Here is an 11,251-nt window from a genome sequence, read left to right as displayed (position 1 = left end):
ATGGTTGACGTACATATCGTAGGTGCAGGCCCTGGGGATCCTGAGTTAATTACTCGCAAAGGATATCGTTTAGTGCAAGAGGCAGACGTTGTTATTTACGCTGGCTCCTTGGTAAACCCTGCTATTTTAGAGGCTTGTAAACCAGGCTGTGAAATCCATAACAGTGCTACGATGAACCTTGATGAGGTTTTGGCTGTTATGAAAGCTGCCGTTGAGGCTGGTAAACGTGTAGTTCGCCTTCACACAGGTGACCCTGCTATTTACGGTGCTATTCAAGAGCAAATGGATGCATTGGCTGGCATGGGTATTTCTTATGAAGTCGTGCCAGGTGTAAGCTCTTTCCTTGCTACAGCAGCGGCTTTGAAACAAGAATATACATTGCCAAATGTATCTCAAACAGTTATTATTACGCGTATGGAAGGACGTACGCCGATGCCTCCAAAGGAAAAATTGCGCATGTTAGCATCTCATGAAGCGACAATGTGTATTTTCCTTAGCGTTCAAATGTTAGATAAGGTTGTAGCTGAACTCATCGAGGGTGGTTATGACAAAACAACTCCAGTGGCTATCGTGGTAAAAGCTTCTTGGCCAGACCAACACATTATTCGTGGCACATTGGAAACTATTGCGGATATTGTAGCTAAAGAAGGCGTATTGCGCCAAGCTATGATTGTAGTAAGCCATGTATTAGATAGCGAATACGAATTATCTAAACTCTATGACAAAGGCTTCGCTCACATGTACCGCAGTGCTAAGGACTAGTATGATGAAAGAACTAGAAACTGGTGCGCCTATGACGGGAGCAAAGAAGAATAGAACGGCTATTCTCTCCGTTTCTGAACGAGGAGCAAAGCTGGGTCAACGCATCAAGTCTTTGGTGGCACCTCATGCGGATTGCTTTGAAAAAGAAAACCGTCCCTCTGGTAGTGAGGCTATTTATTTTGATTCCCTCAAAAACCATATTGGACAGATTTTCAAGGAGTATGACCAAGTACTATGTATTATGGCGCTTGGCATCGTAGTGCGTATGATTGCACCATATATTGAACATAAATCCAAGGATCCTGCGGTAGTCGTAATGGACGAAGTAGGACACCATGTGATTAGCTTATTATCTGGTCACCTTGGGGGCGCTAACGAATGGACGCAGTCCATTTCGCTGGCCATCGATGCGGACCCGGTCATTACAACGGCAACGGATGTAAACGGATTGCCAGCGCCTGACGTCTTGGCGCGCCATGAGCATCTGTTAGTAGATGATTTTCAAACCTTAATTAATGTGAACTCTGCCATCGTTGGGGGAGAGCGCGTTGATTATTATATCGATGCAAGCTTAGAGAATGCTGATCATTTAGAGGAAGCTACAAAAGCTTATATTGGTGAACATGGCATAGTTCACGTTGTTTCTTTGGAACAACTAGATTCTATTCCATGTAAAAATGAAAGCGCTGAAGAGGGTGCTTCTCGCGTTGTCATTACGGACAAAGTAATGACCGAGTATGGTCATCAATTGATTTTACGCCCTCGTACCTATACGATGGGGATTGGCTGTCGTCGTGATACGCCAAAGGAATTAATCCTTGATGCTATACAACAATCTTTGACTGCACATCAGCTTTCACCAAAGAGCCTTGTAACGGCAGCATCGGTAATTGTTAAACAAGATGAAGTAGGCCTCTTGGAGGCTATGGAAATTATGGGGTGGCCTATCGTGTTCTATACACAGGACGAGATGGCACCACTTATTGAAGAAGAAAAATTAAAAGAATCTAATTTTGTAAAAGGAACTATAGGAGTAGGAAACGTATGCGAGACAACAGCATTACTAGCGGCCAAGAGCCGAACATTAATACAGCACAAAACAATTTATCCCAAAACAACGGTAGCCATTGCACAGGTAACATCAAAGTAATCGGCATAGGCCCTGGCGATGAAGAGTTTATGACACCGCAAGCACGCGAAGCCATCTTAGCGGCTGATCGTGTTGTAGGTTATTTGACTTATCTTGACTTGATTAAAGACCTTATTGAAGGTAAAGAAACTGTAGGCACTGCCATGATGCAAGAAGTAGATCGTTGCCAACAAGCCGTTGATTTAGCGGTAGAAGGTCATCAAGTAGTTGTAGTATCCTCTGGTGACTCTGGCGTATACGGCATGGCAGGTCTTGTGTTGGAACTTGCTAATAAGGTACCAGCAGAAAAACGTCCTTCCGTAGATATCGTACCTGGCCTTAGTGCTGTAAACGTAGCGGCTTCTGTTTTAGGCGCTCCGTTGATGCATGACTTTGCAGTTATTTCTCTTAGTGACTTGATGACTCCATGGGATTTAATTAAAAAACGTGCTGACCTTTGTGCACAAGGTGACATGGTTATCTCCTTGTACAATCCGCGCAGTAAAAAACGTGTTACTCACTTAGATGAAGTTCGTGAAATCGTTCTTAAATACCGCGACCCAAAAACACCTGTTGGCATCGTGCAAAAAGCAGGACGCCCAGGTCAACATATGGTAATTTCTGACCTTGAAAACTTTACAAAAGAAGAAGTGGATATGCAAACACTTGTTATTATCGGTAATAGCCAAACCTATGTTGAAAATGGCCGCATGATTACACCTCGAGGCTACAAATTATGATTTGGGTCATCGCTGGTACCTTAGATGGTCGTACCTTAGCGGTAGATATTCAAGAACGGACAGGTGAAGAGGTTCTCGTTACTGTTGTGAGTCAGTATGGGGCAGAACTTGCTGCCCATAAGGGAATTACCGTTCATACGGGCCGCCTTGACCAAGAGGCTATGCAAAATTTGATTAAGGAACACAACATACGCTTATTAATCGATGCGAGCCATCCGTATGCTGCTATTGTTACAGCTACGGCTCAAGATGCAGCAAAAGCTAAAGGTATTCCTTTTGTTCGCTTTGAACGTAAAGAGGTACCATTACCAGATTATGATAAATTACATATCGTAGTGGATGAGGTAGAGGCCGCAAATTTAGCTGGCAAATTGGCAAAGGAGAATAACAAACATGTGTATTTGACCACAGGTAGTAAGACAATGCACATCTTTGCTAAATCTGAGGCTTTACAAGATTGTGAAGTATGGACACGTATTTTGCCGACTGCAGAGGTGTTACAAATGATGGAAGACCTCAACGTGAGTCCTAAGCGCATTGTTGCTGTTCAAGGTCCATTTTCTTATGATATGAACCGCATCATGTTCCACGATACACAGGCAAGCGTTGTAGTTATGAAAAACTCTGGCCTTGTAGGTGGTGCTGATACAAAATTACAAGCTGCTATGGATCTTGGTATCCATGTTATTGTTATCGATCGTCCACGTGTTAAACTTGAAAGTCACGTGGTATCATCAAATGATGAATTCTTTAAATTATGGGAGGACACTAATGGATTACGTTAAAAATCCTAAAGCTATTGAAGATAAAAGCATGGAAATCATTTATGATTATGTAAAGGATTTAGGCTTAACAGATGATGAAGTGCGCGTTGTATCTCGTACAGTACATGCGTCTGGTGATGTCGAATATGCTCAACTCGTAAAAATGAGCCCTGATGCTGTTCAAAAAGGTATTGAAGCATTGGATAATGGTGCAGACATTTATACAGATGTAGAAATGGTTCGCACAGGTATTTCTAAGCCAGCTCTTAAAATTCGCGGCAATGAAGTGCACTGCTTAATTAAAGACGAAAATGTAGCTAAAATGGCTAAAGAATTAGGTGTAACTCGTTCCATTGCGGCTATGCGTACCTTTGGTAAACAACTAGAAGGACAAATCGTTGCTATCGGTAATGCACCAACTGCATTGTATGAAGTGTTGCGCCTTGCTCTTGAAGAAGGCATTAAACCAGCTCTTATTATTGGTATCCCTGTAGGCTTTGTAGGTGCTGCAGAATCCAAAGACTATTTGATGGAAGTATCCCCAGTTCCTTACATCACTGTAAAAGGCAACAAAGGCGGTAGCCCAATCGCTGCCTCCGTATGTAATGCATTACTTTACACAGACGTAAAACGTAATGACATGCTCTTTGTGGAAGGTAAAGAATCTAAATAATATAAAACCCGAATCGTGTTTTAGTAGTTTTGCGATTCGGGTTTTACTGTATATATTTTTCAGAATAATTGCTAAACATAGTCAGATATAATGTATTAGATTTCTTATAATGTAGTTAATTTTGAGAGGGGGTTCATATGGCATCAAGTAATGAACGAAAATTATTTCGTGTATCAGTGATTTGTATCTTAATCATCGCCGTTATTATGAGCATGATTATATCTCTTATTTGGGGATCAACACCCGTATCATTAGCTGAGATTTGGCATACATTATGGTCTAGTGAGCTAACTGATACATCTTCACAAATTATTTGGAATATTCGATTGCCTCGCAATATTGTAGCTGCGTTAGTGGGGGCTTGTCTAGCTGTATCTGGTGCAATTTTGCAAGCAGTTATGAAAAATCCCCTAGCAGATCCACAGATTGTAGGGGTATCCTCTGGTGCCGGATTAGCTGGTGTTATCATATTTATTTTATTTCCTGGGTATGATCATATAGTTCCTTTAGTGGCCTTTTTAGGTGCTATGGCTGCAGCACTCATGGTGTATGCATTAGCATGGAAAAATGGAGTGCGACCTAGTCGTATTATCTTAGCTGGTGTTGCGGTCGCAGCCTTTTTAGGCTCAGGTATTTCAGCACTACTTGTATTCTTTGGTGATCGTGTACAAGGGGCATTGCTTTGGATGGTAGGGGGACTCGCTGCACGCAGTTGGCCTCAGGTAGAAGTGCTGTTTCCATATGCTATAATTGGTCTTATTTTTGCCTGTTTAGGAGCTAAACGACTTACCATTTTAAGTTTAGGTGATGAAACTGCAAAGGGATTAGGCCTTAAGGTAGAACAAACACGGTTTATTATGACTGCAGTGGCTGCTCTTTTAGCGGCTGGTGCTGTAAGTATAGCTGGGCTTATCGGATTTGTAGGTTTGGTTATTCCCCATATGTTACGTCTTATAATCGGTAACGACTATGCATATTTACTGCCTGGATCCGCATTATTAGGCGCACTAGTTCTTGTTGTCAGTGATACAATAGGACGTGTTATGTGGAGCCCTATAGAGGTACCAGTGGGCATTATTATGGCATTTTTTGGAGCGCCGTTCTTCTTGTATCTGTTGAGGAGGGATAACTAATGAATACCGCTATTGATGTAAAACAGTTATCCGTAACTCTTGGTAATCGTCATATTCTACATGACATTAATGTATCGGTTCCTATCGGTAAAATTACGACATTAATTGGGCCTAATGGTTGTGGTAAAAGTACGCTTTTACGATCTATGATCGGATATATTCATAGTCCTCATGAATGTATTACCATATTTGATAAACCGTTACAATCATATTCTCAAAACAATCTGGCAAGGCAAATGGCATTTTTGCCACAAGTACCGAATATGCCAAAGGATATGACTGTAGAAGAATTGGTATATTGTGGACGGTATCCATACCAAACGTGGTGGAAAAACACGGCTAAAGAAGATCGTGAGATTGTTGACTATGCGTTACATATCACGAAAACGAATCATTTGCGAGAACAATTAATCCCATTCCTATCTGGTGGTGAACGGCAACGCGTTTGGATTGCTATGGCGCTAGCACAGCAACCAAAATTATTAGTCTTAGACGAACCAACAACATATTTAGATATTAATCACCAATTAGAAATTATGGAGTTATTGAAACGATTAAATAAGGAACAAGATTTAACCGTTCTCATGGTACTTCACGAACTAACACAGGCGGTTCAATATTCACATTATATGGCTGTTATAAAAGAAGGCCATTTAGTAGTATCAGGAGAGACAAGTAAAATTATATCGGATGAGTTGTTTAGAGATGTATTCTCTGTAGATGTACAACTTGATACATTTGATAATAAAAAATATGTGCGCGTAAAAGGATTAGTTGAGTAGCTTGATACTAATAGAAAAAGAGGGCATTCCCTATTTGGGGGATGCCCTCTTTCGCATGATACAATATGTTAGAATGTAACATTAATACCGTATGCTTCTTTAACTAAACGTGCCATAGCTTCAGGTGTTTGTAGTCCTGGGTTTAATAGGAATAGTTTAGATGGTAAGTATATTACGCGGTTATTTTGTACGGCTTTTAAATTAGCCCATGCAGGATTATCTGTCATAGCTTGTTTCATAGCTTTTGTAATTTCTTCTTCTTTACCCATTGTAACAACAAAGATAATATCAGGGTTATCTGCAGTCAATGTTTCAAGAGAGTAAGGGACAGTTTTATCCTTAGTTGTGCCTTCTAAGTGGGAGGCAACAACGTTTGTCATGCCTAGTTCTTTTACCATAGATGCAGTAACTGCTTCATCAGTTTCGGCAGTTACACCTTTTCCTGTGGCACGTAATACGGCAACACGTGCAGGCTGTTGATTCTTAACAGCATCTTTTACCTTGGTAATATTGCTTTCATAGGTATTAATAACAGATTTAGCCTTATCTTGATGGTTGGTTAACTCGCCAAGGAATGTTAACATTGGTACATTATCTTTAATACCATCGTAATCAAAAAGTACGGTTGGAATATTATTAGCTTGTAATTGGGATTCATATTTTTTATGTTGATTTACTAAACCCAATACTACATCTGGCTTCAAGCCTAATAGTTGTTCCATGTTGATATTTGCAGTTTGACCAAGAGCGGGTAGAGCTTCTAATTCTGGGGCTAATTTATCCGTTGTATTGGCACGGCTAATGGCTTTACCATCGACAGCATAAAGCATAGATAAAACAGAATTAGATAATACAGCAATTTTTTGTGGATCCTTTGGTACAGTATAGGTTTGACCATTAAAGGTCAACTCCTTCGTAGTAGCAGAAGAGCTGGATGTGGTTTTACCACACCCAGCTAGTGCTAGTACAATCATAACCAAAGCGATACTACCGAGTAGTAGTTTTTTCATGATGTACTCCTATGAATGTTATATATGCAATAACGATCTTAGTTATATTGATTATTTTTCTAATGCATCCCAAGCTTCGTTAGCACGTTCAACGAATAAGTTACGGATGTTTTGGTTTTCACCTAAACCATGGATGTAAGTGTCAACTTTGAAGCCTTCTTTTTCAAGAATGGATTTGTGGGAATCTGGTTCGTTACCAGCCATGTCGTTGTTTGCATGGTCACCAGCAACCATCATGAAAGGCATCAATGTAACATGTTTAATACCATGTAATTTCAATTGAGGGATAACTTGTTCAAGATTTGGTGTACCTTCTACTGTGTAGATGAATACATTTTTCATGCCAAGAGTATGGATACGGTCTTGAATTACAGAATAGTATGCATTGGAAGGATCTGGAGTACCATGAGCCATGATAAGAAGACCATCTTCTTTACCTAATTTAGGGAATTGGGATTGAACAGCTTTTAATGTTTCAATAACTTGGTCAGTTTGGTTTTCTTGACCCATCCAGTACATAAGAGAAGTACCGAGTGTCATTTTTTTGAAATCATTTTTGTATAAATTATATACTGCTGCATCGTAGTTATATTCCATACCAGGAATTACATCTAGAGATGCCAATGCAACGCGAGTGTAACCATCTTTTTTAAGTTCAGCTAAAGCTTCTTCAGGCGTAGGGTATGTTATACCTTCTTTTTGTTGGATACGATCACGAATAATATGGCTTGTGAAAGCAGTTATCACTTTAGTATTTGGGTGAGCTGCCTTAATAGCATCTACAGTAGCATCGATTGTTTTCACACGAGTATCTTTATAAGTTGTACCAAAGCTCATAACAACCATAGCATCTTTGTTTGGCAAGTTTTGTAAAGCTTCTGTATTATGTGTACGAACACCAATTGCAGCGGCTTCTTTCAATGCTGGTGTAGGATCTTTTACTTCCTCATTTAATTGATATGCAGCATTAGATACAACTGGTGCACCAAAGGATACTGCAAGACCTAGAATAGCGGATGCTAAAGCTAATTGTTTTTTCATTTCTATACTCCTATCTATAACTATAACTACACTAATATGCAATCATTTACATAGTTCTATTATATGAAAACTATGGATTCATCGCATATATATAACCTTATTTCAATCGTAACAAAGCGGAAAACAGGTGTCAATAAACCCTATACCCCTAGAAGTATAGAGAAATTAAAAAGTTTTTAATAAATTAATGTGATGAATAAAGTATGATAGTACATTTTATAATTATATTCTTATTGGTTATAAGGATATGAATATGTGAATATATAAGTAATTTTATTTAGGATTATTTTGATGGGGCCCCATAATATTACTACAATTAAATCAATCGTTATAAATATTAATTTTGATATTTTTTCTCATTGACTTCTATAGATTAATCTTGTACTATTATTACATAGTAGTTGATAACAATTTTCAATTGTGAAAGTTGTTTCATGTATGAGTAATATGGAGGTCACATATGAAAGGCATAATTATTGCATCCTTTGGATCAATTTACCAAGATGCTGTGGAGAAATCCATTGGCAGTATAGAGAAAAAAGTACGTTCCATGTATAGCGATATGGAGGTACGCCGTGTATTCTTATCTGATGCATTAGTAGAGAAGTGGAATGAGAAGTACGAGGATAAGATTTCTTCTTTCACAGAGGCTATGCAAGATTTCGCTCGTATGGGTATCGATGAGGTGTACATTCAACCTATTACATTGGTGGCAGATCAGTGCTACCAACAAATGCGCAAACAAGCATTAAAATTTTTACATAGCAATGAATATGGTTTTAGCCAGGTAAATATTGGTAAACCATTGCTTACCTCTTTAGGTGTAAAAAATTATGCCGATGATTATGAAGCAACATTAGAAAGCATTGTTCGTCACGTTAATACAAAAGCACTTAATAAATCTGTTGTGCTCATGGCAAATGGTCAAAATCAATTAGAGTTCAGTACATTGCAATTAAAAGCTATGTATGGAGCAGCGCCAAACGTAGTAGTATTTACTACAAATGGTTTCCCTACATTCAAACAAGCTCTTACTTTCTTGGATCGTATGGGGCATAAAGATTTATTAGTTGTACCATTGGCTCTCATAGGTTCTACACATTTAATGGACTATCTTGGCGGTGAACGCTCCGATTCCATTTATGCTTTACTCGCTGAGGAAGGCTACAATGTTGATATCTGGAATGAAGGGCTTGGGGAAAATCCACATGTACAAGATTTATTCTTGAAACATTTAGGTCAAGCTATCCGCATGTCTGATCGTAAACGGCCCATGCCTAGAGAATCCGTAAAACCTGTCATGACAAATTCTCGCTTAGAAGCGCAAGGTTTGATTTCTTGATATTTGTTATTACATAATTAGACATACAACACTCCACTCTTTCACATTAATAAAAATCCTCCTTGTTGGACATCCAATGAGGAGGATTTTTACATTTACCATGAAAGATAAGAATAATTTCTATTTTATACGTACCACGGTATGCCCCTATAGAATGGTCTATGGTATGATTAAGATACATTATTAGTTAATATAAGGAGACATTCATGAAACAAGCTATCTTAGTTGTTGCCTTTGGATCCACTGTGGACAGTGCTCGTGAACATAATATCGATTCCGTAGTAGAACATATTCGTAAATCGTATCCGGATTATACTGTAGAATTAGCTTTTTCCTCTCGTATCATCGTTAAGCGCTTACGTGAGCGTGGTATTGAGATTCCTACTGAACAAGGGGCGTTAGAAAAACTAATTCGAGAAGGTTATACACATGTATATGTGCAGCCACTTCATTTCACCGGTGGTGAAGAGTTCGATAAATTGAAAAATAATATCCTTGCTCATGAAGGTGAAGGTCAACTCGAAGTATTGCGTGTAGGTAGACCTCTCGTATACTATATGGGACAAGAAGAGCACCCAGATGATTACCAAATCTTGATTGACCGTTTCATTAAATCTCTTAATATTTCCAAAGATGATGGTTTGTTATTGGTCGGTCATGGAGGTCTTGGTTCTGGCAATTCTTCATATGGTAATTTACAGTTTAAGCTAATCCGTAATGGACTTACGAATGTGCGTATTGCTGTACTTGAAAACGCACCATATGTGTCAGATGTAGCAATGCCTTGGGAATGGCTTGATGGTAAACGTCCAAAAACAATTTATGTACATCCTTTATTATTGGTACTCGGGGATCATGCACAAAATGATTTATTTGGTGACGAAGAGGATAGTGTTGTTAATGAACTTTCTGGAGCAGGATATGCGGTTAAACCAATTCATAGTGCTCTAGGTGAATATGAAGCGATTCATGATATTTTCCGTCAACATGTGCAAGATTGTATTGATGATTTGTATGGCAAACGTAGCCCACATCGTCCTGCAATTCCAAATATTAAATAGTATCTTTGTATATATTGTATAAATTGGTTATAATAAAAGATATTGCAATTATAAATAGAAGTGTGACTATAAGAATAGGAGATACCCATGAAAGGTAAATTATATGGTATTGGCGTAGGCCCTGGCGATTCTGAATTAATGACTGTGAAAGCTGCTCGCATCGTAGGTGAAGCAGATATTATCATCACACCTAAAACAGAAAAAAAAGATGGTTCCGTAGCCCTTGATATCGCATCCCCATATATCCAAGAACATACAGAAATCGTTCCCGTAGTATTCCCAATGGTGTTGGATGATTCTACGCAAGAGGAAGGCTGGCAAGAGGCTAAACGCGTTATCTTGTCTTACTTAGATGAAGGTAAAAGTGTTGTATTCTTAACATTGGGTGACCCTATGTTCTACAGTACATATATGTATGTATATCGTTTGATTGAAAATACAGGTCATGAAATTGAAACAATTCCTGGCGTTACTGCATTCTGTGCAATCGGATCTCACCTTGGCTACCCAATCGTAGAGAAGGAAGAAGTATTGGCCATCGTTCCAGCTACAGCGCCTAAAGAAAAAATCGATGCTGTATTGGCTGTTGCAGATGATGCAGTTATCATGAAGGTATATAAAAACTTTGATGAAGTACAAGAAACCTTGATTAAACATAATATGGCAGATGATGCGGTTATGATTAGCCGTGTAGGTTTGCCTGATGAGCAAGTATTTATAGGTTTAGATAATATACCAAAAGATACTAAACTCAACTACTTATCAACAATTCTTGCAAAACGCAAGGATCGTTAACAAACACGTCGTATTACGA

At 38.9% G+C, this 11,251-nt stretch carries 12 protein-coding genes; 10 read left to right on the top strand and 2 right to left on the bottom strand.

Going from position 1 to position 11,251, the window contains the following annotated elements; all coding sequences use genetic code 11:
• The 7 genes from cobM (at position 1) to HMPREF0874_RS02650 (ending at position 5,983) form a co-directional block, all read left to right on the top strand.
• Positions 1 to 762, top strand: a complete 762-nt coding sequence (cobM, locus tag HMPREF0874_RS02680) for a precorrin-4 C(11)-methyltransferase (protein WP_039965012.1) — start codon at positions 1 to 3, stop codon at positions 760 to 762.
• Positions 763 to 766: 4 nt separating this feature from the next.
• Complete coding sequence (locus HMPREF0874_RS02675) at positions 767 to 1,912, top strand: cobalt-precorrin 5A hydrolase (RefSeq protein WP_050760773.1); 1,146 nt, start codon at positions 767 to 769, stop codon at positions 1,910 to 1,912.
• Between the two features lie 29 nt (positions 1,913 to 1,941).
• Positions 1,942 to 2,631: a precorrin-3B C(17)-methyltransferase gene (gene cobJ, locus HMPREF0874_RS02670; protein ID WP_004697003.1), complete on the top strand. Its 690-nt coding sequence runs from the start codon at positions 1,942 to 1,944 to the stop codon at positions 2,629 to 2,631.
• On the top strand, positions 2,628 to 3,416 hold the full coding sequence (cobK, locus tag HMPREF0874_RS02665) for a precorrin-6A reductase (protein WP_004697081.1): 789 nt from the start codon (positions 2,628 to 2,630) through the stop codon (positions 3,414 to 3,416). The genes cobJ and cobK overlap by 4 nt, the downstream gene beginning before the upstream one ends.
• Positions 3,403 to 4,068 carry a precorrin-8X methylmutase gene (locus HMPREF0874_RS02660; protein ID WP_004696261.1) on the top strand — a complete coding sequence of 222 codons (666 nt, stop codon included), beginning with the start codon at positions 3,403 to 3,405 and terminating at the stop codon, positions 4,066 to 4,068. Before cobK ends, HMPREF0874_RS02660 begins: the two co-directional genes overlap by 14 nt.
• A gap of 137 nt (positions 4,069 to 4,205) precedes the next feature.
• Positions 4,206 to 5,201: an iron ABC transporter permease gene (locus HMPREF0874_RS02655; protein WP_008601262.1), complete on the top strand. Its 996-nt coding sequence runs from the start codon at positions 4,206 to 4,208 to the stop codon at positions 5,199 to 5,201.
• Positions 5,201 to 5,983, top strand: coding sequence for an ABC transporter ATP-binding protein (locus HMPREF0874_RS02650; protein WP_008601260.1), 783 nt, complete (start codon positions 5,201 to 5,203; stop codon positions 5,981 to 5,983). The genes HMPREF0874_RS02655 and HMPREF0874_RS02650 overlap by 1 nt, the downstream gene beginning before the upstream one ends.
• 68 nt (positions 5,984 to 6,051) lie before the next feature.
• On the opposite strand, the gene HMPREF0874_RS02645 is transcribed toward HMPREF0874_RS02650, so the two are convergent.
• Positions 6,052 to 6,993 (bottom strand): ABC transporter substrate-binding protein, encoded by a 942-nt coding sequence (locus tag HMPREF0874_RS02645; protein ID WP_008601258.1) that lies wholly within the window; start codon positions 6,991 to 6,993, stop codon positions 6,052 to 6,054.
• A gap of 51 nt (positions 6,994 to 7,044) precedes the next feature.
• A complete protein-coding gene (locus HMPREF0874_RS02640; protein WP_004696254.1) occupies positions 7,045 to 8,034 on the bottom strand; it encodes a sirohydrochlorin cobaltochelatase in 990 nt (329 codons plus the stop codon).
• Positions 8,035 to 8,494: 460 nt separating this feature from the next.
• Here HMPREF0874_RS02640 and HMPREF0874_RS02635 point away from each other — a divergent pair, with 460 nt between their 5' ends.
• The 3 genes from HMPREF0874_RS02635 to cobI all read left to right on the top strand — a co-directional run bounded on the left by HMPREF0874_RS02635 (position 8,495) and on the right by cobI (position 11,232).
• Positions 8,495 to 9,376, top strand: a complete 882-nt coding sequence (locus HMPREF0874_RS02635) for a sirohydrochlorin cobaltochelatase (RefSeq protein WP_004696252.1) — start codon at positions 8,495 to 8,497, stop codon at positions 9,374 to 9,376.
• Between the two features lie 206 nt (positions 9,377 to 9,582).
• Entirely contained in the window at positions 9,583 to 10,437 is an 855-nt protein-coding gene (locus HMPREF0874_RS02630) for a sirohydrochlorin cobaltochelatase (protein ID WP_024061918.1), read from the top strand.
• Between the two features lie 87 nt (positions 10,438 to 10,524).
• Positions 10,525 to 11,232, top strand: coding sequence for a precorrin-2 C(20)-methyltransferase (gene cobI / locus HMPREF0874_RS02625; RefSeq protein ID WP_039965009.1), 708 nt, complete (start codon positions 10,525 to 10,527; stop codon positions 11,230 to 11,232).
• Positions 11,233 to 11,251 lie beyond the last annotated feature (19 nt).

The organism is Veillonella sp. 6_1_27, assembly GCF_000163735.1.
In the GTDB taxonomy this organism is placed as follows: domain Bacteria; phylum Bacillota; class Negativicutes; order Veillonellales; family Veillonellaceae; genus Veillonella; species Veillonella parvula_A.
Note: the sequence above shows the minus strand (reverse complement) of the source record. Positions and strands in the feature narration are given on the sequence as shown.

Excerpts from the sequence above, each read along its gene's own strand:
- HMPREF0874_RS02645 (WP_008601258.1), bottom strand. The coding sequence starts at position 6,993 with ATGAAAAAACTACTACTCGGTAGTATCGCTTTGGTTATGATTGTACTA.
- HMPREF0874_RS02655 (WP_008601262.1), top strand. The coding sequence starts at position 4,206 with ATGGCATCAAGTAATGAACGAAAATTATTTCGTGTATCAGTGATTTGT.
- HMPREF0874_RS02640 (WP_004696254.1), bottom strand. The coding sequence starts at position 8,034 with ATGAAAAAACAATTAGCTTTAGCATCCGCTATTCTAGGTCTTGCAGTA.
- HMPREF0874_RS02660 (WP_004696261.1), top strand. The coding sequence starts at position 3,403 with ATGGATTACGTTAAAAATCCTAAAGCTATTGAAGATAAAAGCATGGAA.
- HMPREF0874_RS02630 (WP_024061918.1), top strand. The coding sequence starts at position 9,583 with ATGAAACAAGCTATCTTAGTTGTTGCCTTTGGATCCACTGTGGACAGT.
- HMPREF0874_RS02650 (WP_008601260.1), top strand. The coding sequence starts at position 5,201 with ATGAATACCGCTATTGATGTAAAACAGTTATCCGTAACTCTTGGTAAT.
- HMPREF0874_RS02675 (WP_050760773.1), top strand. The coding sequence starts at position 767 with ATGAAAGAACTAGAAACTGGTGCGCCTATGACGGGAGCAAAGAAGAAT.
- HMPREF0874_RS02635 (WP_004696252.1), top strand. The coding sequence starts at position 8,495 with ATGAAAGGCATAATTATTGCATCCTTTGGATCAATTTACCAAGATGCT.
- cobM (WP_039965012.1), top strand. The coding sequence starts at position 1 with ATGGTTGACGTACATATCGTAGGTGCAGGCCCTGGGGATCCTGAGTTA.
- cobK (WP_004697081.1), top strand. The coding sequence starts at position 2,628 with ATGATTTGGGTCATCGCTGGTACCTTAGATGGTCGTACCTTAGCGGTA.
- cobI (WP_039965009.1), top strand. The coding sequence starts at position 10,525 with ATGAAAGGTAAATTATATGGTATTGGCGTAGGCCCTGGCGATTCTGAA.
- cobJ (WP_004697003.1), top strand. The coding sequence starts at position 1,942 with ATGACACCGCAAGCACGCGAAGCCATCTTAGCGGCTGATCGTGTTGTA.